The 22,403-nt window shown below is 69.6% G+C and carries 14 protein-coding genes; 6 read left to right on the forward strand and 8 right to left on the reverse strand.

The window, feature by feature from the left end; genetic code table 11:
• The first annotated feature begins 49 nt into the window (after window positions 1–49).
• Window positions 50–892, forward strand: coding sequence for a glycosyltransferase family 2 protein (locus tag U4Y91_RS28910; protein ID WP_044844717.1), 843 nt, complete (start codon window positions 50–52; stop codon window positions 890–892).
• Window positions 893–1,026: 134 nt separating this feature from the next.
• Window positions 1,027–2,307, forward strand: coding sequence for an O-antigen ligase family protein (locus U4Y91_RS28915; protein ID WP_321807932.1), 1,281 nt, complete (start codon window positions 1,027–1,029; stop codon window positions 2,305–2,307).
• Window positions 2,308–2,510: 203 nt separating this feature from the next.
• On the opposite strand, the gene U4Y91_RS28920 is transcribed toward U4Y91_RS28915, so the two are convergent.
• The 3 genes from U4Y91_RS28920 to dnaE form a co-directional block, all read right to left on the reverse strand.
• Complete coding sequence (locus U4Y91_RS28920; RefSeq protein WP_321807933.1) at window positions 2,511–3,689, reverse strand: glycosyltransferase family 9 protein; 1,179 nt, start codon at window positions 3,687–3,689, stop codon at window positions 2,511–2,513.
• Between the two features lie 297 nt (window positions 3,690–3,986).
• A complete protein-coding gene (locus U4Y91_RS28925) occupies window positions 3,987–5,081 on the reverse strand; it encodes a glycosyltransferase family 9 protein (RefSeq protein ID WP_321807934.1) in 1,095 nt (364 codons plus the stop codon).
• Between the two features lie 322 nt (window positions 5,082–5,403).
• Window positions 5,404–8,937, reverse strand: a complete 3,534-nt coding sequence (dnaE, locus tag U4Y91_RS28930; RefSeq protein WP_321807935.1) for a DNA polymerase III subunit alpha — start codon at window positions 8,935–8,937, stop codon at window positions 5,404–5,406.
• Between the two features lie 222 nt (window positions 8,938–9,159).
• On the opposite strand from dnaE, the gene U4Y91_RS28935 reads away from it, so the two are divergent.
• Together U4Y91_RS28935 and gluQRS are read left to right on the forward strand one after the other, a co-directional pair.
• Window positions 9,160–10,014, forward strand: a complete 855-nt coding sequence (locus U4Y91_RS28935; protein ID WP_321807936.1) for a sulfurtransferase — start codon at window positions 9,160–9,162, stop codon at window positions 10,012–10,014.
• A 22-nt stretch (window positions 10,015–10,036) separates the two neighbouring features.
• Window positions 10,037–10,930, forward strand: a complete 894-nt coding sequence (gene gluQRS / locus U4Y91_RS28940) for a tRNA glutamyl-Q(34) synthetase GluQRS (protein ID WP_321807937.1) — start codon at window positions 10,037–10,039, stop codon at window positions 10,928–10,930.
• Between the two features lie 272 nt (window positions 10,931–11,202).
• Here gluQRS and U4Y91_RS28945 read toward each other — a convergent pair whose 3' ends face one another.
• The 4 genes from U4Y91_RS28945 to purT form a co-directional block, all read right to left on the reverse strand.
• The gene (locus U4Y91_RS28945; protein WP_321807938.1) at window positions 11,203–12,750 is read right to left on the reverse strand and encodes a DEAD/DEAH box helicase; all 1,548 of its coding nucleotides are present in this window, start codon (window positions 12,748–12,750) and stop codon (window positions 11,203–11,205) included.
• Window positions 12,751–13,184: 434 nt separating this feature from the next.
• Window positions 13,185–13,568 carry an MliC family protein gene (locus tag U4Y91_RS28950; RefSeq protein ID WP_321807939.1) on the reverse strand — a complete coding sequence of 128 codons (384 nt, stop codon included), beginning with the start codon at window positions 13,566–13,568 and terminating at the stop codon, window positions 13,185–13,187.
• Window positions 13,569–13,650: 82 nt separating this feature from the next.
• The gene (locus U4Y91_RS28955) at window positions 13,651–13,845 is read right to left on the reverse strand and encodes a DUF6726 family protein (protein ID WP_321807940.1); all 195 of its coding nucleotides are present in this window, start codon (window positions 13,843–13,845) and stop codon (window positions 13,651–13,653) included.
• Between the two features lie 18 nt (window positions 13,846–13,863).
• The gene (gene purT / locus U4Y91_RS28960) at window positions 13,864–15,078 is read right to left on the reverse strand and encodes a formate-dependent phosphoribosylglycinamide formyltransferase (RefSeq protein ID WP_321807941.1); all 1,215 of its coding nucleotides are present in this window, start codon (window positions 15,076–15,078) and stop codon (window positions 13,864–13,866) included.
• Between the two features lie 238 nt (window positions 15,079–15,316).
• Here purT and U4Y91_RS28965 point away from each other — a divergent pair, with 238 nt between their 5' ends.
• Window positions 15,317–15,862, forward strand: a complete 546-nt coding sequence (locus U4Y91_RS28965; protein WP_044844729.1) for an META domain-containing protein — start codon at window positions 15,317–15,319, stop codon at window positions 15,860–15,862.
• Between the two features lie 180 nt (window positions 15,863–16,042).
• On the forward strand, window positions 16,043–20,974 hold the full coding sequence (locus U4Y91_RS28975; protein WP_415750508.1) for a DNA translocase FtsK: 4,932 nt from the start codon (window positions 16,043–16,045) through the stop codon (window positions 20,972–20,974).
• Window positions 20,975–21,084: 110 nt separating this feature from the next.
• Here the strand turns inward: U4Y91_RS28975 and U4Y91_RS28980 are convergent, their stop codons facing one another.
• The gene (locus U4Y91_RS28980; RefSeq protein WP_321807942.1) at window positions 21,085–22,332 is read right to left on the reverse strand and encodes a lactonase family protein; all 1,248 of its coding nucleotides are present in this window, start codon (window positions 22,330–22,332) and stop codon (window positions 21,085–21,087) included.
• Between the last annotated feature and the right edge of the window lie 71 nt (window positions 22,333–22,403).

The raw sequence follows: 22,403 nt of genomic DNA on the forward strand, positions 1-22,403 counted from the left end.
GGCGCAGCGCTGCGCGCCGCCGATACGACGACCACCGAATCCGACCGCCATGTTCTCCATCATCATCCCGACCTGGAACAACCTGCCGTACCTCAAGCTCGTCGTCGACAGCCTGCGCCGTCATTCGGCGTACGACCACCAGATCATCGTGCACGTGAACGACGGCGCGGACGGCACGCTCGACTGGGTGCGCAGCGAAGGCATCGAGCACACCGCGTCGCCGGCCAATATCGGCATCTGCCACGCGGTGAACCTGGCCGCCGCCCGCGCGACGCGCGACTACGTCGTCTACATGAACGACGACATGTACTGCTGCCCCGGCTGGGACGCGGCGCTCGTGCGGCGCATCGAGCAGATGCCGACCGACCTGTTCATGCTGTCCGGCACGATGGTCGAGCCGGTCGACACGCGCAACCCGTGCGTCGTCGTCAGCAACTTCGGCCGCGACGCCGAACAGTTCGACGCGGCCGGCCTCGTCGCGGCCACGCCGCGGCTCGCGCGCGCGGACTGGCTCGGCTCGACCTGGCCGCCGACGCTCGTGCACCGCGACTGGTGGAACCGCATCGGCGGCTACAGCAGCGAACTGTCGCCGGGGATGAGCAGCGACAACGACTTCTCGATGAAATTCTGGGACGCCGGCTGCCGGATCTTCCTCGGCGTGGGCGACAGCCTCGTCTATCACTTCCAGCAGAAGAGCACCGGCAAGATCGTCAAGAACGACGGCCGCCGCCAGTTCCTCAACAAATGGGGCATGACGCAGGCCACGTTCGACCGCTATTACCTGCATCGCGGCGAGCCGGCCGGCGCGCGTGTCGCGCTCGACACGCCGGCCGTCGAAGGCCGCCTGAAGCGCGCGCTGCTGCGCTCGCGGATCAAGCGCGCGTTCAGCTGACCCGACCCCGGAAACGGCACGGAAACGCCTGCGGCTTCGCGTATACTGCGCGCTTCGTCCCGCGCGGTGCCGCCGGGACGCGCGGCGCGCAGCACGGTGCCCGCATGCCGCATTCGTCCATTCGACAGGTTCCGATGCTTTCGTTTTCCGCTCCCGCCACGCGGCGCCTGACCGCCGCCCGCGCCTTCGCCGTCGTCGCGCTCTGCATGGTGCCCGTCTCGACCGCGCTGACCAACGTGTTCTGCGGGCTGTTCGCGGCCGCGCTCGTCATCTCCCCCGAATTCCGGCGCGACCTGCGCACGTTCGTCACCGAACCGGCGTCGCTCGCGGCGCTCCTGATCCTCGCGGCACTGGCCGCGAGCGTCACCTATACGGTCGCGCCGCACCCGAAGGCGTGGAACTGGGTCGCCAAGTACGACAAGCTGTTGCTGCTGCCGTTTGCCGTGCTGGCCTTCCGCCATTCGAACTGGGCGCCGATCGTGCGGCGCGCCTGGTTCGGCACGCTGTGCGTGATCCTGCTGCTGTCGACCACCAACTATCTCGGGCTGACCGCGATCGGGCCCGCGCATTCGAGCGAACTGCCGCTGTCGCGCGCCTGGGTATTCAAGAACCACATCGCAGCCGGCATGTTCGGCGCGCTGCTGTTCTACCAGGCGGCCGACCTCGCGCTGTCGGCCCGCACCGCGCTGTCGCGTGCCGCGTATGCCGCCGTGGCCGCATGGTCGCTGATCAACGTGTTCGTGATGCTGCAGGGACGCACCGGGCAGGTCATCGCGCTGCTGCTGATCCTCGTCGTCGCGGTGCGCTTCGTGCTGCTGCTGCGCCGCCAGTCGGCGCTGCGCGCCGGGCTCGCCGCCGGAGCGCTGGTCCTGGCCGGCGTCGCGCTCGTCGTCGCCGCGTGCACGGTGCACAACGGCCGGCTCGTGAAGGTCGTGTCGGAAGTGCAGCAGTATCGGCAGACCGATGCGGTCACGTCGACCGGGCTGCGTCTCGAGTGGTACAAGAAGGGGCTCGAGCTGTATCGCCAGCGCCCGGTGATCGGCTACGGCGCCGGCGGCCTCGAGTTCGAGTTCGAGAAGCTCACGGCCGGCAAGACGGCTGCCGAAGGCCAGCTCACGTCGAATCCACATAACGAATACCTGCTGATGGCCGTGCAGCTCGGCACGCTCGGCGTATTGCTGTTCGTGAACCTGATCGTGCAGATCGCGCGCGGCAGCCGCGCGCTCGACCCGCGCTCGCGGCATGTGCTGCTCGCGTGGCTCGCGATCTTCGCGATCGGCAGCCTCGCGAATTCGCTGCTGCTCGATTTCGCCGAAGGTCACCTGCTGGTGCTGCTCGCCGGGATCCTGCTCGGCTGCGGCGCGCGCACGGAAGCACTGCCGCGCGAAACGTCGGCGATCCGGCGCAGCGCGTAACGCGTAACTCGTAACGCGTAACGCGTAACGCATCATGCGGCGCTCTGGCGGGCAGCGCGCGTTGCCGCCTGCCGCCGGTTCGGCTTCTACGGCTTCAATGGCGGCGCATGCGTGCCGCATGTCGGAAGCACAGCCGCTCGGCGCCGACGCGTCGCGTCGCCACTCCCCGCTTTTCGAATCAGGAAACGTACGGCTTTCGCGCGTCAGTCCGGGCGCGCGCGATGCAGTCGCGACGTGTCGACGACCGCGCCGGCGGCGCCCGGCGGATTCAGTCCGAGCATCTCGGCGGCCGCCGCCTTCACACGCTGCGTGCCGAGGTTGACGAGACAGTCGCTGTGGCTGTCGACATGGCGCTCGCAGCCTTCGTGCCGGCACGGCACGCAATCGCCCTCCCCCTGCAGCAGCCATACGTTGCCGTGCCGCGCGGAGCCGCGCAGCGCCCACGGGTTCTCGGTCGCCGGCCAGTGCTGCGGCCACGGCCCCCAGCGCACCGGATCGGACGGACCGAACAGCGCGATCGTGTCGGTGCCCGTCGCGGCCGCAACGTGCGTCGCGCCCGTATCGGGCCCGATGAACAGCCGCGCGCGCCGCACCAGCTCCGCGCTTTCACCGAACGTGAGGCGGCCGACCAGGTTCAGCACGTCGCCGCCCGCCTCGGCCGCGACCTGCTCCGCGTACTCGCGCTCGCGATCGGCCGGGCCACCCGACAGCGCGATCGCAAACCCCTGCGCGCGCAGCCATTCGATCATCTCGACCCAGCCTTCGAGCCGCCATTGCTTGTAGCGGAACATCGGATACGGATGCAGCACGACGAGCGGCTTGCCGTCGCGGATCGCCGGCGATTCGGCCAGCCACGCGTCGAAACGCGCGCGCCGCGCCGGATCGTCGCCGATGCCCGGCGCAACCACTTCGGATACCGGCTCGATGCCGATCACCGGCGCGAGCGCGAGCGTGCTGACGACCGTATGCGCGGACTCGTGATGATTGATCGCGATGCCGTTCAGCATCATTCGAGTCAGCCACGTGACGCGGTTCGGATCGACGAGGCCGACGCGCTTGCGGCCGGCGAACCAGGTATAGAAGCGCGGCCGGTCGGAGCTCAGTGCCGCGCATGCGAGATCGTAGCGGCGCCACATCGACAGCGCATCGCGCAGCCGCTCGCGGAACCCCGCGCGCTGCGCGACGACGATCACGCGCCGCACGTCGGGGTTGTGCTCCAGCACACCCTCGGTGCCGCGAAACACCAGCATGTCGATCTGCGCATCGGGCCAGCGCGCCTTCAGCGAACGCACGAGCGGCGTCGTCAGCAGCACGTCGCCGATACGGCGCGGGGCTGCGACGAGGATGGTTCGGGGCGGGCGGGCGGAAGAAAACAGGGCCACGGCGATCGTTCCGTCTAGCTGGCTGGACAAGGCTCGCAATGTACAGGATTTTGCGGCCGGTGGCGTGGCGTCGGGCGCGGGCGTCAGCGACATGCCGCGGTTGGCGGTTGGCGGTTGGCGGTTGGCGGTTGGCGGTTGGCGGTGGGCGGTGGGCGGTGGGCGGTGGGCGGTGGGCGTCGGTTGGCAACACGGCAGGCAACGACGCACGGCGGGGCCTGCGGCCGCCGCGCCGCGTGGCCCCCGTTTGCGCGTCCGATGGCGGTGCCGGCAATGCAGGCGCCGCCGGCCTTCCGGGGGCTACGAAACGATCGCGCCGACCGCGGGTGCCGCGATCGTCGCGGCCGGGAGCGGCATCGCGCGCCCCATCGCGTCGTCGGACTGTCCGGCCTGCGTCAACAGATGAAGCACCGCGCGCTCGAGCGCGTCGACGCCGATCGCGTCGACCGTCGCGCCGGCCCGCAGGATCATGTGCGGCACGCCGAGCGGATACCAGCGCCGGTATTTCTCGGGGCGGTCCTCGAACAGCGCGGCGACCGGCACGCCGAGCGCCGACGCGAGATGCACGGGTGCGCTGTCGGCCGACACGATCGCGTCGAGCAGGCTTGCGGCGGCCACCAGTTCGACGACCGACGACGGCGCGACATGCCGGGCGTTCACGTCCCGCCACGCGTCGCGGTCGGCGTCGGCCTCGGCCGACACGGCGGAATCGCGGAACACGATCACGTCGGCGAACGGTGCGAGCCGCCGGCCGAGGTCGCGCCATCGATCGGCCGGCCAGCGCCGCTCGGCCGCCTTGTTCGACACGAACAGCCCGACGCGCGGTTTCGTGCGCGGCCCGAGCAGCCGATACCACGCGTCCTGCAGCGCGCGGTCCGGGTGGACGGACAGCGCGAGACCTTCGAGATCGGTGCGGCCGAGTTCGGGCACGAGCCGGAATCCCGACAGCGCTTCATGGCACATCGGCCGCGACGCGACATGGTCGGGCTTGCGGTCGTCGAATTCGGAATCGGCATCGTGCCAGCGGCAATCCTTCACGCCGAGCTGCCGCGCGAACCGGATGCTGCTGCGATGCATGCCGCCGTTCGGCACGACCACGAGGTCGAACCGCAGGCGGCGCAGCCGGTGCACGAGCCGCAGCCGGCCGAAGAACGCGCGCATCCGTCCGGGGCGGTCGTTACGCTCGCACTGACGGCTGTACACGTAGGTATGGACCGTGTGCACGTCCGGGTTGCCGGCCAGCGCGGCCGCGTTGTAGCGGTTCGCGACCACGTGCAGCTCCGCACCGGGCCAGCGCTGTTTCAGCGCGCCGAGAAAAGCGGTCGTGCACAGCATGTCACCCAGAAAATCAATCCGGATCACGAGGATCCGCCCCGCCGGTTTCCCGTTGGCCATCGTTGTTGTGATGCTGTCGATTTTTTGTCGTCGCGTACCAGCCGGCATCCTGGCGTTCTTTACCGTGCCGGCTTCGTCGCGTGGTCGCTCGCGGCACCGCGGCGCGTCGCGTGCCGCGCGGAACCGTCCCCGTTTTATTCACGCACGCGATGTCGCCGCCGGCCGGCGGACAGACCGCAACCGGCGCCGTATCAGCGTCGCGCGACGGATTGTATAGCGTCCGGATGACGGCCCCAAGCATCCGCCGACATGAAAACGGCCCGCCGCACCGCACGATGGCGATGCGACGGGCCGCGAGGCAACGACCGTCCGGCGGGGACCGTCAGTACGTGATTTCGACGATGCTGCCGTCGAACGTCGCACGCAACTCCGCGAGCAGCGTGTCGCTCGGCTTCACGCGCCACGCGTCGCCGAGACGCATTTCCCCTTGCGCGCGCGCGTTGCTGTAGTGAACCTGGACCGCGAGCCCGTTCGGCAGCGGCGCCTGCGGGCGACGGCCGCCGTCGCGCCCGCCGCCGCGCGGCGCGGGTACCTCGACCGCGGGCGCGGCCGCCGGATCGTCCTTCGACACGTGCGGCTCGAGCACGCGGCGCAGCGCCGCCGCATCCGCGTTGCCGTTCATCGTGAGCCGCACCGCCTGCGCGTAGCGGCTGCGCGCGCGTTCGAGATCCATCACCGTGTCGGCCGTGAAGCGGATGCCGCCGGTGAACGCATCGTTGCGCGCCTGCCCCTGCACGATCAGCAGTTCGTCTTCCTTGAACAGCGCCTTGTTCGCCTCGAACTGCTCGTTGAAGATCGTGATCTCGCACTGGCCCGAGCCGTCGTCGAGCAGCGCGATCAGCATCTTGCCGCGCTGGGTCATCTGCGTGCGCAGCGATGCGATGATGCCCGCGACGAGCTTGTCGCGCCCTTCCTTCAGGTCGCCGACCTTCTGCCGCACGAACCGGCGCACTTCGTCGCGATACGCGTCGAACAGGTGGCCGGACAGGTAGAAGCCGAGTGCGCCCTTCTCTTCCTGCAGGCGGCGCTTGTCGTCCCACGCGGGTTCGTCGACGAGCGCATGCGCGTGCGGCGACTCGGCGCCCATGTCGAACAGCCCGGCCTGCATCGCGTTCGCTTCGGCCTGGTCGGCCGCTTCCATCGCGAGCGGCACCGACGCAATCAGCTGCGCGCGGTTCGCGTTCAGCGAATCGAACGCGCCGGCGCGGATCAGCGCCTCGACCGTGCGGCGATTCACCATCCGCCGGTCGATCCGCTCGCAGAAGTCGAACAGGTCGGTGAACGGCTTTTCGTCGCGGGCGCGCAGGATCTCCTCGATCGCGTTCTGGCCGCTGCCCTTCACCGCGCCGAGACCGTAGCGGATCGTGCGCGAGCGCTTGCCGTCGGCTTCGGCGACCGGCTCGAACCGGTAATGCGATGCGTTGATGTCCGGCGGCAGCACGGCGAGGTTGTTCACGACGCAGTCGTCGTACAGGATCTTCACCTTGTCGGTGTCGTCCATCGCGAGCGTCATGTTGGCCGCCATGAATTCGGCCGGATGGTGCGCCTTCAGCCACGCGGTGTAATACGCGAGCAGCGCATAGGCCGCCGCGTGCGACTTGTTGAAGCCGTAGCCCGCGAACTTCTCCATCAAGTCGAAGATCTCGTCGGACTTCTCGCGCGTCAGGCCGTTCTTCGCCGCACCCTCGGCGAAGATCTCGCGGTGCGTGGCCATCTCCTCGGGCTTCTTCTTGCCCATCGCGCGACGCAGCAGGTCGGCGCCGCCGAGCGAGTAGCCGCCGATGATCTGCGCCATCTGCATCACCTGCTCCTGATAGACCATGATGCCGTAGGTCTCTTTCAGGACGGGTTCGACGCGCGGATCCGGATAGTCGACCTTCTCGCGACCGTGCTTCCGTGCGCAGAAGCTCGGGATCAGGTCCATCGGGCCCGGACGGTACAACGACACGAGCGCGATGATGTCCTCGAAGCGGTCGGGCTGCGCATCCTTCAGCATGCCCTGCATCCCGCGGCTTTCCAGCTGGAACACGGCGACCGTGTTGGCCTTCTTCAGGATCTGGAACGACGCCGGATCGTCGAGCGGCACCTGCGCGAGCGACCAGTCGGCCTTCGACGCATCGAGGCGGCGAATGTAGCGCTCGGCCCAGTCGAGGATCGTCAGCGTCGTGAGACCCAGAAAGTCGAACTTCACGAGGCCGACGGCTTCGACGTCGTCCTTGTCGTACTGGCTGACAACGCCGCCCTCGTCGCCCTGCGTGTACAGCGGACAGAAATCGGTCAGCTTGCCGGGCGCGATCAGCACACCGCCCGCGTGCATCCCGACGTTACGCGTGAGGCCCTCGACACGCTGCGCGAGGTCGAGCAGCTGGTGCACTTCATCCTCGTGGTCGTAGCGCTCCTGCAGCTGCGGCTCCTCCTTCATCGCGTCGGCGATGGTCACGTGCTTGCCCGGCTTGAACGGGATCAGCTTCGCGATGCCGTCGGTGAACATGTAGCCGAGATCGAGCACGCGGCCGATGTCGCGCACGGCCGCCTTCGCGGCCATCGTGCCGAAGGTGGCGATCTGCGACACGGCATCCGCGCCGTATTTTTCCTTCACGTACTGGATCACGCGATCGCGGCCGTGCTGGCAGAAGTCGATGTCGAAGTCGGGCATCGACACGCGTTCCGGATTCAGGAATCGCTCGAACAGCAGGTTGTAGCGCAGCGGGTCCAGATCGGTAATGCCGAGCGCGTACGCGACCAGCGAACCGGCACCCGAGCCGCGGCCCGGACCGACCGGCACGCCGTTGTTCTTCGCCCAGTTGATGAAGTCGGCCACGATCAGGAAGTAGCCCGGGAAGCCCATCTTCGTGATGGTCCCGCACTCGAATTCGAGCCGCTTGTAGTACGTGTCGCGCTGCGCGTCGCGCTCCGCCGCATCCGGATACAGCTGCTCGAGGCGCTTCTCGAGCCCCTCCTTCGACAGCTGGACCAGGTAGTCGTCGAGCGACATGCCGTCCGGCGTCGGGAACAGCGGCAGCTTCGGCTTGCCGAGTTCGAGCTTCAGGTTGCAGCGCTTCGCGATCTCGACCGTATTCGCGACCGCCGACGGCAGGTCGGCGAACAGCGCGGCCATCTCGTCCTGCGTGCGGAAGTACTGATCGGTCGTGAAGCGCTTCTGGCGCCGCGGATTCGCGAGCATGTCGCCTTCCGAGATGCACACGCGCGCTTCGTGCGCGGTGAAATCGTCGTCGGTCATGAACTGCGTCGGATGCGTCGCGACGACCGGCAGCTTCAGCGACGCAGCAAGCGTCGCGGCCTGCTGGATGTACGCCTCGGCGCCCGGCTGGCCGTAACGCTGCAGCTCGATGTAGAAGCCGCCCGGGAACACTTTCGCCCAGCGCTCGGCGTGCCGGCGCGCGGCCTCCTCGTTACCGGCCGCGAACGCGAGCCCGATGTCGCCCTGCTGCGCGCCGGACAGCGCGAGCAGCCCTTGCGACAGCTCGCCGTCGAGCCAGCTCGCGTCGAGCTCCGCGCGACCGCGGTACTGGTTCGTGAGCCATGCCTTCGACAGCAGCTCGCACAGGTTCAGGTAGCCGACCTTGTCCTTCACCAGCAGCAGCAGGCGCGACGGTTTGTCGCGGTCGTCCGGATTGGTGATCCAGACGTCGCAGCCGGCGATCGGCTTGATGCCCTTGCCGCGGGCTTCCTGGTAGAAACGGACGAGGCCGAACGCGTTGCCGAGATCGGTGAGGGCGAGCGCGCCCTGGCCGTCTGCGGCCGCCGCCTTGACGATGTCGTCGAGACGCACGATGCCATCGGCAATCGAGAATTCGGAGTGAACGCGAAGATGGACGAAGCGGGGATCTGACATGGGCGTTATTGTAGCCGCGTCGCCGCGCAGGCTGCCCAAAAAATCCCCGCGCCCGGCCGTTCGGCCGATGCGCGCGACGCCGGCCGAACGGCCGGGTGCCGGCAGACGTGCAGTTTGCGGGATAATACGGGTTTTCGAATCACCGCCCCGGCTTCGCACCCTTTTTTGCGGGGCCGCCGTGCGCCCGCCGCACGGCCGCGGCCGTTTTCCCGTCGGACCATCATGACCATCGTCAACCTCGCCGCCTACCACTTCGTGTCGCTCGACGCGACCGAGCAATGGCGCCCGCTCGTCACCGCGCGCTGCAACGAACTCGGCCTGCGCGGCACGATCCTGCTCGCGCCGGAAGGCATCAACCTGTTCATCGCCGGCCCGCGCGACGCGGCCGACGCATTCATCGACTACCTCCGCCACGATCCGCTGTTCGAAGGCAAGTTCGCGACGCTGCAGTTCAAGGAGAGCCTGTCCGACTCGCAGCCGTTCCGCCGGATGCTCGTGCGCCTGAAGCGCGAGATCATCACGATGAAGAAGCCCGCGATCAAGCCGGAGCTCGGCCGCGCGCCGTTCGTCGACGCGCCCACGCTCAAGACATGGCTCGACCGCGGCCACGACGACACAGGCCGCCCGGTCGTGATGCTCGACACGCGCAACGCGTTCGAGGTCGACGTCGGCACGTTCGACAACGCGCTCGACTACCGGATCGACAAGTTCAGCGAGTTCCCGGAAGTGATCGACGCGAACCGCGCCGATCTCGAGGGCAAGACGGTCGTGTCGTTCTGCACCGGCGGCATCCGCTGCGAGAAGGCGGCGATCCACATGAAGGAAATCGGCATCGAGAACGTGTACCAGCTCGAGGGCGGGATCCTGAAGTACTTCGAGGAAGTCGGCGGCGCGCACTATCACGGCGACTGCTTCGTGTTCGACTACCGTACCGCGCTGAACCCGCAACTGCAGCCGACCGAGAACGTCACGTGCTTCGCGTGCCGCGCGGTCGTCACGCCGGAAGCCCAGCAAGCGCCGAGCTACGTGCCCGGCAAGTCGTGCCCGGCCTGCGCGCAGGCAGCCAGCGCCGCGTAAGCGCGCGTCGCTCCGCGCCCCGATGAACGGCTACCGCGGCCGCTTCGCGCCGTCGCCCACCGGCCCGCTGCATTTCGGCTCGCTGGTCGGTGCGCTCGCGAGCTGGCTCGACGCGCGCGCGCACGGCGGCGCATGGCTCGTGCGCATCGAGGATATCGACGGCCCGCGCACGGTGCCCGGCGCCGCCGACGACATCCTCGCGACGCTCGCGCATTTCGGCATGACGCCCGACGAGCCGCCCGTGTGGCAAAGCACGCGCGAGGCCGACTACACGGCCGCGCTCGAACGGCTCGTCGCCGCGGGGCTCGTCTATCCGTGCGGCTGCACGCGCAAGGAAATCGCCGATTCGCTGCGTGCCGCGCACGAGCGCCACACGACGCTCGCCTACCCGGGCACCTGCCGCACCGGCCTGCACGGCAAGCCCGCCCGCGCGTGGCGGCTGCGCGTGCCGGACGGCGACGCGGCGCTCGTCACGTTCGACGACCGCTGGCAGCACACGCAAGCGCAGAACCTCGCGACCGAGGTCGGCGATTTCGTGCTGAAGCGCGCCGACGGCCAATGGGCGTATCAGCTCGCGGTCGTGGTCGACGATGCCGACGCAGGCATCACGCACGTCGTGCGCGGCGCCGACCTGCTCGATTCGACCGCGCGCCAGATCTACCTGCAGCGCTGTCTCGGCGTGCCGACGCCGGCGTACCTGCACGTGCCCGTCGTCGTCGACGCGAACGGCGAAAAGCTCAGCAAGCAGACGGGCGCGATCGCGCTCGAGCGCGACGATCCGCTGCCGGCGCTGCGCGCCGCCGCCGCGCATCTCGGCCTGTCGACCGATAGCGAGTCATCGGGCACGACGATGGATGCGTTCTACACGTCCGCGATCGATGCGTGGGCGCGTCGCTTCGGGCCGCGCGCCGGTTGAGGCGTTTATAGCCCAGCGTCTGCGCCACCCGCATTCCTGCATCGTTCGACGTTGAATTCGGACGCAGGCAAGCGTGACGGAAGCCGGACCGAACGTCATATCCGCTGACGCCACAGCACCGGAATCCCCGTCGCCGTCATGCGGCAACGGCCCCCCCTCGCCCCTGTCCCTTCGCAATCGTCTCGCCCAATGAAAAACGGGCACATGCTCATCGCATGCACCCGTTTTCGCGGCAGCGCTCGCGCGCCGCACCGACCGCCCGAACCGCCCGCTTATGCCGACGGCTTGCGCGGCATCCCGAAGCCGCCCAGCAGCGCGGCGACCTGACGCTTCGGCCCCTTCTTCTCGGGCTGCTGCGCGGACTTGGTCTCTTCCGGCTGTTTCGCCGGCGCCGACGGTTCGTACGGCTTCAGGAAGAAATCGTCGACCGGCGCCTCGTGACGACGGTGATGGCCGCCACGCTCGGAACCGCCCGAACGACGCCCCGACGCACCGCGATGCTCGTCGCGCTCGCGACGGCCGCCGCGTTCGCCGCCGCGCTCACCCCCGCGCTCGCCGCCACGGTCGTCGTGACGATGGCGCGCCGGCTTGTCGAGCGCGAGCGTCTGCACCTCGAGCGGACGCTTGATCAGTTTTTCGATATCGGCGAGCTGCTTGCGCTCGTTCGGGCTGCACAGCGACAGCGCATCGCCCGTCGCGCCCGCGCGGCCCGTGCGGCCGATCCGGTGCACGTAGTCTTCCGCGTTGAACGGCAGGTCGAAGTTGATCACGGCCGGCAGTTCGGCGATGTCGAGGCCGCGCGCGGCCACGTCGGTCGCGACCAGCGCCTCGATCTCGCCGCGCTTGAACGCGTCGAGGGCCTGCATTCGCTCGATCTGCGTCTTGTCGCCGTGGATCGCCGAGGCGACCACGCCGTCGCGCTCGAGGTTGCGGGCCAGCCGGCTCGCGCCGATCTTGCTGTTGCAGAACACGATCACCTGCTTGAGCCCGCGATCGCGCAGCAGCTGCACGACAGCGGCCTGCTTGTCGCCTTCGGCGACGTCGTAGACGATCTGCGTGACGTTCGCGTTGGTCGAGTTGCTGCGCGCGACCTCGATCGTCTGCGGGTTGCGCAGGTAGGTCGACGCGAGCTTCTTGATTTCCGGCGAGAAGGTGGCCGAGAACAGCAGCGTCTGACGCTCCTTCGGCAGCAGGTTCAGGATGCGCTGCAGGTCCGGCAGGAAGCCCATGTCGAGCATCCGGTCGGCCTCGTCGAGCACGAGCATCTGCACCTGCCCGAGGTTCGCGGTCTTCTGCTGCACGTGGTCGAGCAGGCGGCCCGGCGTCGCGATCAGGATCTCGACGCCGCGGCGCAACTCGGCCATCTGCGGGTTCATGTCGACGCCGCCGAACACGACCGCGCTGCGCAGCGGCGTGTGCTTCCCGTACGCATGCACGTTCGCGGCGACCTGGTCGGCGAGCTCGCGGGTCGGCGTGAGGATCAGCGCGCGCACCGGGTGGCGCGCGGGCGATGCGCTCGTGTTGGCCTGCGGCAGCAGGCGCTGGAGGATCGGCAGCGAGAAACTCGCGGTCTTGCCGGTGCCCGTTTGCGCGGCGCCCATGACGTCGCGGCCGGCGAGCACGACCGGAATGGCCTGCGCCTGGATCGGCGTCGGCGTCGTATAGCCCTGCTCCGCAATGGCTTTCAGGATATCGGCGGCAAGGCCGAATTGATCGAAGGTTGCGTCGACTGGCTTGGCGACAGAATCGGACATGGTGGCGTTTCGCTCAAAAGGCGCGGCGGGGACTTCGTGCGTCAGGCCGGCCGGGCCTGCGCTCATCACATTTCGGAAGTAGACGGAGCCGCGGCGCGCCGCGCGGCGCCGCTCTGGCGCTTGGGACCGGTTCAATTCGAACATCGGGCACCACAGGCCGTGCGGACTCCGTTCGGCGCGAATGCCGGCGGAAAGGGCCGTATTGTAGCACTGCGCAGCAATCTGTCCGTGACAACGCCGCGAACGGCCCCGGCGGCGGCTCGCAGCGTGCGTCGGCAGGCCGGGCGCGGGGCGGATGCGTCGTGCGATCGGGCTATCCCGATCGGCTGATGGTCAAAATACAGGGTCGAATCTCGGGCATCTGCCTCGGGGAATCGACAGGCCGCCGGCGAGCCCGAGCGCCGCCTGCTCCGCCGTCCGGTCCGCGGTCGAACCCGGCTGCCCGGATCGATCGCGGCAACCGGCACGCCCGCACGGCGTATCCGATCGTGGCGCCGCGTTCAACCCTTCTTCTTTTTCTTCTTCTCGACCTGCACGCAGTCGCCCAGCAGCGGTGCCGCGTTCTGGTCGGCGATCTCGTCGCGCAGCGTCCCTTCCCTGCCCTTCGTCCACCAGGTATAGCGTCCGGCCTGGTAACGCGCGCCCGACGCCGAAACGGTATCGACGAACAGCAGCTGCTGCCCGTTGACCGGCACCAGGGCGAAGCTCTGGCCGTTGCCCGCGCGCCAGTACGACACGCGTACCGGCTGCTTCTGGTTCGCGCACTGATAGAGGGTCTGCACGCGCGCATCGGCGTCGATCTCCTCGACGGTCAGTTGCGCGGCCTGCGCGACGGAAACGGCGGTGCCGGCCAGCGCGAGCGCGGCGAGGGTGTGGCGAATCATGCAGTTCCTCTCACGAGACGGGTGGAAGCGCGCCCTCGCGGGACGCGCGATTATCGTTGGTTAGGGATCGAGGGTTCGCCGGTCAGGGATCGATGACGTCGGCGCACGCGTCGGTCGGCACGGCCGCGACGTGGCCGACGAGCGGCACGATCTTCAGCCCGGCCGATGCGACCCGGCACGGCGCGGCCGCGAGGCCGCACCCCGCGAGACTCGCGACCAGCGCCAGCGTGGCGCCCAGCTTGCCGATCCGTCCGATCCGCTGCCATGTCGACGCCATCGCGCTCTCCTGGTCGTGTCAGCGCGCCGACACGGGCCGCACGGCCGCCGCGGCGCGCTTCGCGCGTTCGCGGGCTTCGTCGACGGTCGCGCCGGTCGCGAGCGCGACGCCCATGCGCCGCTTCGCGAAGCTTTCCGGTTTGCCGAACAGGCGCAGGTCGGCGCCCGGCACGGCCAGCGCGTCGCGCACGCCCTCGAACGCGATACCGCGCTCGTCGAGCCCGCCGTAGATCACCGCGGACGCGGCCGGCGAACCGAGCGCCGGATCGACCGGCAGCCCGAGAATCGCGCGCGCGTGCAGTTCGAACTCCGACTGGCGCTGCGACGCGAGCGTGACGAGGCCGGTGTCGTGCGGCCGCGGGCTCACCTCGGAGAACCAGACTTCGTCGCCGCGCACGAACAGCTCGACGCCGAACAGCCCGCGCCCGCCGAGCGCCTCGGTCACCTTGTGCGCGATCTCGCGCGACTTTTCCAGCGCGACGGCGCTCATCGGCTGCGGCTGCCACGACTCGACGTAGTCGCCCGCCACCTGCACGTGCCCGACCGGCTCGCAGAAGTAGGTGCGCGTCTCGAGCGTCGCGGGGTCGATCGCGCGCACGGTCAGCTGCGTGATCTCGTAGTCGAAATCGACGAAGCCCTCGACGATCACGCGGCCGTGGTTCACGCGGCCGCCCGCCAGCGCGTAGTCCCAGGCGGGCTTCACGTCGGCCTCGGTCCGCACGACCGACTGTCCCTTGCCCGACGACGACATCACCGGCTTCACGACGCACGGCATGCCGATCTTCGCGACGGCCGCGCTGAACGCGTCGAACGACTCGGCGAACGCGTACGGCGAAGTTGCCAGCCCGAGTTCCTCGGCCGCGAGACGGCGGATGCCTTCGCGGTTCATCGTGAGCTGCGTCGCACGTGCGGTCGGGATCACCTCGGCCAGGCCGGCCGCCTCGATCGCCGCGAGCGCATCGGTCGCGATCGCCTCGATCTCCGGCACGATCAGGTGCGGACGCTCGGCCTCGACGACCGCGCGCAGCGCGGCGGCGTCGGTCATGTCGATCACGTGCGCGCGATGCGCGACCTGATGGCCCGGTGCGTCCGGATAGCGGTCGACCGCGACGACTTCGACGCCGAGCCGCTGCAACGCGATGATGACTTCCTTGCCGAGTTCGCCCGCGCCGAGCAGCATGACGCGCGTGGCCGAGGGTGAGAGCGGCGTACCGAGCCGCTGACCGATCTGCATGTGATTTCCCGCTGGTTCTGTTGGAGGACGAAAACGGCTTCGATGTTAACACGCACACCCGACGCACACCCCACTCGCACCCGCGCCGGCCCGGTCGGTTTCGTCGCATCGCCGCCCCGCCCCGCGAGGCCCGCGGGCGGATTGCGAACGTTTTCACGCGCGAAGTGTCGGCTCGCCTCACGCGGGGCGGGTGCGTTACTCTTACGCCTTGATCAGAATCCGATGAGGAACGAGGCTCATGTCCCACCTGTCCGCCGCCGCACGCGCACGCACCGGCCTGCTTCGCCCGCTGCGCGCGCCGCTCTGCGCGTTGACGCTTGCCACGCTTCTCGCCGCCTGCGCGATGCCGACCCACCCCGATTCCGCCGCCCCCGCACCCGACCCGTACAACCCCGCCGCCGTCCAGCTGCTCGACGACACGAGCTGGGAGCTCACGAGCTGGGTGAACGCCGACGGCACGCCGCGCACGATTCCGCACGGCGACAACGGCGAGCCGATCAAGCTCGCGCTGTCCACCGAAGCGGGCGTCCGCCGCGCCAGCGGCTTTTCGGGCTGCAACCGCTATATGGGAACCTACGCGCTCAAGAACGGCCTGCTGAGCTTCGGGCCGCTCGCCGGCACGCGCATGGCATGCCCGAACACGCTCGGCGGCCAGCTCGAGCACGCGTACCTCGATGCGCTCGCGCACATCGGGAAGACCGGCGTGCAGATGCGCGAGCCGCAGCAGTTGCAGATCGTGACCGAAGCCGGCGCGACGCTGACCTTCACGCGCCGGAGCCCCTGATGCAGCGCGCGGGCGAAGGCCGATCGGCCGCCTTCGCCGCGCGCGGATCCCGGACGCATGCGTCCCGCGGCCTGGAAGCGCTTCGACGCCTTCAAACTGCCTTAGAGTCCTGTTCGTCGGCCGGTTAAACTCGGCGGGTCGCGCACCGCGCTCCCCGCCCTCTTCCTGTTTCATCAAAGCATGCACACGGTTGTCTTCGGCTGGTTCGGCATCTCCGCCGTCTGGTTCCTCCTTCTCATCTGGCGTCTCGTTCAGACGATGCTGCCCGGCGGCGGCGGACTCGCCGGCCGCGGCTCGATTCGCCTGTGGCTCGGCTTCGCGGCCGTGTTCGTCGCGAGCTGCGCGCTGACGAGCCCGCTGTCGGGCCCCGACTCGAATGCGCTCGGCCACGCGTTCTCGAACGGCTTCGCGCATGTGCTCGGCCCGATCGGCACGCCGGTCGCGATGGTCGTGCTGTTCTTCGCGGGCCTGCCGTGGCTGACCGGCATCGGCTGGCGGCAGTTCGCCGCGTGGGTCGACACGTCGTTCGGCGTCAAGCTCGCGCGCGACGTCGACGACGACGTGCGCGGCGTTGCCGACCTGCCGCGCAGCGCGCTGCATCGCGACGACGACATCGTGCAGCCGAGCACCGCCCATACCGTCAACTCGATGGCGCCGCGGCAGAACGGCCGGTATTCGCGCCCGACGTTGTGGAAGCCCGATCCGCAGGCGCGGCCGAAGCCGCGCAGCAAGCCCGCGCCGCGTCCGCTCGCCGAGCCGGTCGCGCCGACGGGCTGGCTGAAGCCGACGTCGGCCAATCGCATGCCCCCGCCGCCCGCACCGGGCGCGACGAGCGCCATGCCGCCCCCGACGACCGGCAGCACCGCCAGCCTCGCGCGCGCCGCCGCGAACACCCAGGTGCCGCGCCCCAGTCCGGCCCCGCTGCCGGCCGGGTTCGAGCCCGTCCGGCCGCAACCGACCGCCGCGCGACCGGCCGCAGCCGCGCTGAAGCAGCCGGCCGCGCCGCGCACCGCGGTCACGCCACGCCCGGCCGCCGCGACGACGCCGCGCACGCCCGCCCGCCCGGTGACGGGCGCCGGCGCCGCCGGCCAGTCGCCGGACGCGGCACGCCGCCGCCCCGCGCCGCCGGCCCCCGCACGCGCGCCGCTCTACGCGTGGGTTCAACAGCCCGCGGAGCCGATCACGCCGGCACCGAGCGTTCACGACACGCTGCGCTCGATCGAAGCCAGTACCGCGCAGTGGGCGACGCTGGACGGTGTGCGGTCGACCGATGCGTCGTCGGCGCCGGCCGCCGCGGCGACCGTGGCCAGCGCGGTTGCAGCGGCGGGCAGCGTCGCCGAGTCGGGGTCGACGGCCGTACCGGCCGGGATCGTTGCGGACGCGCATCAGGCCGCGCCCCGCGACGCAGGCCGTCCGGATGCGCACGAAGCGGCGCCGGCCTATGACGACGCACCGATCGTGCTGGATGCATTCATGCCGGCCGAGCCGAGCATGCAAGCGCCTGCCGTTGATGCGGGCGCCCCGGCCTTCGGCGAGGCCATGCGGCATGCCATGCCGGATTTCCGCGTCGAGACCGATGAACCGACGCGTCGTGCGGACGGCGAGCATCGACACGACTCCGATGCCCCTGCCGCGCCGGCATTCGATGCCCCGATCGACTTTGCGCCGTGGGAAGACATCGTCAGCCCACCGGTTTCCGGGCTCGGCGCGTCGCATGAAAGCCCGATTGCCGTGCCACTGTCGGACGCGGATGAGTCGGTGGCCGCGAGCGCAGCGGTCGAGACGCCTTCGGCCGCTGTCACGTCGACCGTAAGCGCCACGGGCCGCACCGTCGATGCGAAGGATGCGGCAACGGCCGCAGGAATTGTCGGCCAGGTCCAATCGCAAGCTGCGGCGCTTGCCGATACCGCCGTATCGGTCGTTGCGCAAGAACACGCGCACGCGACGCAGGATGTTGTGAAGCCGGTCCAGCCCGTCACGCCGCCTCCTCCCCTCTCCGCTTCGTCGATCGCGGCAACGCCGACGCAGCCGCGTACCGATGCGATGCCCGTCGCAGCAGCGACGACGGCAGCCTCGGCCGCGTCGAACAAGGCACCGGCCGGCGCCGTGACGGGAACGGTCTGGCACGCGGCAGCAAAGCACGGTGGCGAAACCGCTCCGTCGCCTGCAGGCATGCAACGCGCCACGCCGCCGGCACCGGCGGCGGCGACCGCCGCGGCCACGGAACCTGCGTCCGTCGACGCCGCTGCCTCCTCCGCATCATGGTCGAAGCCGTTGTCCGCTGAGCCCTTCGCTGGTGCGCAGACGACCTCGGCAGCTGACGCGTCGTCGCCCGTCGGCAGCGCACCCGGTTCTGCTGCGCCGGCACCCGCGAACACGCCGAACAGCACACCTGTCGCCGCAGCGCCTGCGTTTACCGGCATGACGAACCCGGCCGCCGGTTCGCTGTCGCGACCGGCCGCATCAGTAGCGCCTGTTGCACCTGTTGCGCCCGATGCGCCCGATGCGCCCGATGCACCCGTTGCACCTGTTGCACCTGTTGCACCTATTGCGCCTGCTGCGCCCGTTGCGCCGTCCGCGCCGTCCGCGCCGGTGAGTGTCACGGATACTGCGTACGGTTCCAGCGTTCGCGTGCCGGCTGCCGCAGCGTCGACGATCGACGCCACGGATCCGGCATCGAGCACGGTCGCGCCGGCACCCGCACCGACGACGCCTGCCCGGACGCCTTCGACAAGTGCCTCCGTCCCGTCCGCCGCGCAGCCGTCCGCACCCACGCCGACCGCGGCAGCGGCGACATCCGCCCCCATACCCGTGACTGGCGCCCCCGGCCTGACAACGGCACAAGCTTTTGCGGCCGAGCCAAGCGCAGCGGCAGCGGCTTCTGCCCTGACGTCTGCAGCGAGCGCTTCCGGCCCGGCCACCGCGCAGCCGTTCGCATCCGCGCCGACCGCGGCAGCCGCCACGGCGCCCGCATCGACCGGCACGTCCTTCAGCGCAACCGGATCGCAACCTGCGCAACGCACGTCGGTGTCGCCTGCCGCCGCGTCTTTCACCTCGTCGGGCAGCGCATTGGCCGCAACGTCGACCGCATCGGCGACGCCTTCGGCAGCATCGACCACCCGCACGCCTGACGGTTCGGCATTCGGTGTGCCGGCCGCGACGACCGGAGCAGCGCAGACGACAACCAGCGCCACGCCTGCCGCGACAAATGGCGCGCCGGCCTCCTTCGCCGCTGCCCCCGCCGCGACGGCACCGGCCGCGTCGCCGACTTCCGCGCCCCCGTCGGTCTCGGCATTGCCGACCTACTCCGCGCCGGGCGGATCTGTCGACACGGCGACACCGGCGCAATCCATCGCGTCCGCACCGCTGCCGCAGGCCCCGTCGTTCACCACCTCGCCGGCTCCCGCCGCTGCGCCGGCGAGTTGGTCCCTGTCCGACATCGGCACGACGCCCGCGACAACCGGCATCACCATCCCGGCCGCCACGACATCGCCGCTTCCGGCCGCAACGCCGCCCGCGGCCACCGTGCCGCCGGCACCGGCGGAATCGAGCGCTCCGGCCGCCGATGCATCGGCCGCACCCGAGCGCCAGCCGCGCCCGAACGCGTTCGAATTCCACGCACCCGCATCGTTCAACGTCGAGCTGCCGACGCTCGACCTGCTCGAGCCCGCGTCCGACGACGTCGAAACGATCACCGAGGAACACCTCGCGCAGACGGGCCAGGTCATCGAGCAGCGCCTGCAGGAGTTCAAGGTGCCGGTGACGGTGGTCGGCGCATCGGCAGGCCCGGTGATCACGCGCTTCGAGATCGAACCCGCGCTCGGCGTGCGCGGCAGCCAGATCGTCGGCCTGATGAAGGACCTGTCGCGCGGCCTCGGCCTCACGTCGATCCGCGTCGTCGAGACGATTCCCGGCAAAACCTGCATGGGCCTCGAGCTGCCGAACGCGAAACGCCAGATGATCCGCCTGTCGGAGATCCTCGAATCGCGCCAGTACCAGCACTCGACATCGCAGCTGACGATCGCGATGGGCAAGGACATCACCGGCCACCCGGTCGTCACCGATCTCGCGAAGGCGCCGCACATGCTGGTTGCCGGCACGACGGGTTCGGGCAAGTCGGTCGCGATCAACGCGATGATCCTGTCGCTGCTGTACAAGGCGACGCCTGAGGACGTGCGGCTGATCATGATCGACCCGAAGATGCTCGAGCTGTCGGTCTACGAAGGCATCCCGCACCTGCTCGCGCCGGTTGTCACCGACATGAAGCTCGCGGCGAATGCACTGAACTGGTGCGTCGGCGAAATGGAGAAGCGCTACCGGTTGATGTCGGCCGTCGGCGTGCGCAATCTCGCGGGCTTCAACCAGAAGATCCGCGACGCGGAGGCGAAGGAAAAGAAGATCGGCAACCCGTTCTCGCTGACGCCCGACGATCCCGAGCCGCTGTCGAAGCTGCCGCTGATCGTCGTCGTGATCGACGAGCTGGCCGACCTGATGATGGTCGCCGGCAAGAAGATCGAGGAGCTGATCGCCCGTCTCGCGCAAAAGGCGCGCGCGGCCGGCATCCACCTGATCCTCGCGACCCAGCGCCCGTCCGTCGACGTGATCACCGGCCTCATCAAGGCGAACATCCCGACGCGCGTCGCGTTCCAGGTGTCGTCGAAGATCGACTCGCGCACGATCCTCGACCAGATGGGCGCCGAATCGTTGCTCGGCCAGGGCGACATGCTGTTCCTGCCGCCGGGCACGGGCTACCCGCAGCGCGTGCACGGCGCGTTCGTCGCGGACGAGGAAGTGCACCGGATCGTCGAATACCTGAAGCAGTTCGGCGAGCCGCAGTACGAGGAGGGGATTCTCGACGGCCCGGCCGCCGACGGTGCGACGCAGGACCTGTTCGGCGACGCGCCGGATGCGGAAGCCGATCCGCTGTACGACGAAGCGGTCGCGTTCGTCGTGCGCACGCGGCGCGCGTCGATCTCGTCGGTGCAGCGCCAGTTGCGCATCGGCTACAACCGCGCCGCGCGCCTCGTCGAGCAGATGGAAGCGGCCGGACTGGTGTCGCCGATGGGCATCAACGGCAGCCGCGAGGTGCTCGTGCCGGCGGCGGCCGACTGAGCATGGCGGCCGCACGGCCGCCGACGATCGATCCGGGCGCCCCGCGCAAGCGGCCGCCCGGACGAACAAGGGCGCTGCGTTGGCAGCGCCCTTTTTTCATGGACGGCGATCTACAGCGCCGCCGGCACCAGCTTGAAGTCGACCGGGCTGCCGACCGCCACCTTCTGCGGATTCGCGCCGAGCTGCCCCGTTTCGACGTCGCGGCTGAACACGTAGAACGTGTCGCTGTCCTGGTTGCCGACGATCAGCCACTTGCCGGTCGGATCGATCAGGAATTCGCGCGGCGTCCTGCCGAGGCTCGACTGGCGCCCGACGGTCTTCAGCCGGCCGTCGGCCTGGTTCACCGCGTAGATCACGATGTCGTTCACGTCGCCGCGGTTGCTCGCGTACAGGAAGCGTCCGTCCGGCGACAGGTGGATCGCGCCGCCGCCGACCTTGCCCTTGAAGCCCGGCACCGTCATCGGCTGCGTCTCGACCGGCGTCAGCTTGCCGTCGCGGTAGCCGAACACCTCGACCGACGCGTTGAGTTCGCTCGTCACGTACGCGAACCGGCCGTCGGCGCTGAATACCATGTGACGCGGGCCGGAGCCGGCCTTCACCGGCGTGTATCGCGTGTCGGTCGGGCTGATCAGCCCGCGGCTGCCGTCCACCGTGTAGCGGTAGCCGTAGAGCTTGTCCGCGCCGAGGTCCTGCACGAACAGGTAACGGCCATCGGGCGAGAACACCGTCGAATGCACGTGCGCGCCGTCCTGGCGCCCCTTCACGGGCCCCGTGCCCTCGTGATGCACCGTCAGAACGGCCGGGCCGACCGCGCCGCCGTCCCGGATCGGGAACACGGCGAAGCTGCCGCCCGGATCGGCCGCGACCGAGTAGTTGGCCGTGACGAGGTACTTGCCGTCCGGTGACAGCGCGAGATAGCAAGGATCGTTCCCTTCCGACGACACGCGGTCGATGAACGTGAGCGCCCCCGTCTTCGGATCGAAGCCGAACGCGCTGACGCCGCCGCGCTGCGTGGCCGGCCCGTTGTCGCCGGGCAGTTCGTTGACCGCGTAGACGGTGCGACCGTCGCGGCTCGGCAACAGGTAGGACGGATTCACGGTCTTCGCCGACGACACGGGCGCGATGCTGCCCGTTTTCGTATCGAAGCGGTACACGTAGATCCCGTCGCTACCGTGCCCCGTATAGGTGCCGACGAGCAGGTTGTAGACGCCGTCGGCCGGTGCCGGCGATTGCTGTGCGAAGGCGTGGGTCGCGGACAAGGAAAGCACGAGCGCGAAACCTTTCATCCAGTGAGCGAACCTAAGCGGGAACCCTCGTGTCGAAGCGCGCGCGTCACGCTCGCGTAAACGGTTGGGCATTGAATCCTCCTTGCATCGAGTCGCTTCAAGTGTTGAGATAGGACGAAACGCCGGCCGTTCATGCGCTCCGC

This window comes from Burkholderia sp. BCC1993 (genome assembly GCF_905339865.1).
Lineage (GTDB): Bacteria > Pseudomonadota > Gammaproteobacteria > Burkholderiales > Burkholderiaceae > Burkholderia.

Excerpts from the sequence above, each read along its gene's own strand:
- U4Y91_RS28950 (WP_321807939.1), bottom strand. The coding sequence starts at position 13,568 with ATGATTCGCCACACCCTCGCCGCGCTCGCGCTGGCCGGCACCGCCGTT.
- U4Y91_RS28980 (WP_321807942.1), bottom strand. The coding sequence starts at position 22,332 with ATGCCCAACCGTTTACGCGAGCGTGACGCGCGCGCTTCGACACGAGGG.
- gluQRS (WP_321807937.1), top strand. The coding sequence starts at position 10,037 with ATGAACGGCTACCGCGGCCGCTTCGCGCCGTCGCCCACCGGCCCGCTG.
- U4Y91_RS28965 (WP_044844729.1), top strand. The coding sequence starts at position 15,317 with ATGTCCCACCTGTCCGCCGCCGCACGCGCACGCACCGGCCTGCTTCGC.
- U4Y91_RS28910 (WP_044844717.1), top strand. The coding sequence starts at position 50 with ATGTTCTCCATCATCATCCCGACCTGGAACAACCTGCCGTACCTCAAG.
- U4Y91_RS28945 (WP_321807938.1), bottom strand. The coding sequence starts at position 12,750 with ATGAGCGCAGGCCCGGCCGGCCTGACGCACGAAGTCCCCGCCGCGCCT.
- dnaE (WP_321807935.1), bottom strand. The coding sequence starts at position 8,937 with ATGTCAGATCCCCGCTTCGTCCATCTTCGCGTTCACTCCGAATTCTCG.
- U4Y91_RS28935 (WP_321807936.1), top strand. The coding sequence starts at position 9,160 with ATGACCATCGTCAACCTCGCCGCCTACCACTTCGTGTCGCTCGACGCG.
- U4Y91_RS28975 (WP_415750508.1), top strand. The coding sequence starts at position 16,043 with ATGCACACGGTTGTCTTCGGCTGGTTCGGCATCTCCGCCGTCTGGTTC.
- U4Y91_RS28925 (WP_321807934.1), bottom strand. The coding sequence starts at position 5,081 with ATGGCCAACGGGAAACCGGCGGGGCGGATCCTCGTGATCCGGATTGAT.
- purT (WP_321807941.1), bottom strand. The coding sequence starts at position 15,078 with ATGCAGATCGGTCAGCGGCTCGGTACGCCGCTCTCACCCTCGGCCACG.
- U4Y91_RS28955 (WP_321807940.1), bottom strand. The coding sequence starts at position 13,845 with ATGGCGTCGACATGGCAGCGGATCGGACGGATCGGCAAGCTGGGCGCC.
- U4Y91_RS28915 (WP_321807932.1), top strand. The coding sequence starts at position 1,027 with ATGCTTTCGTTTTCCGCTCCCGCCACGCGGCGCCTGACCGCCGCCCGC.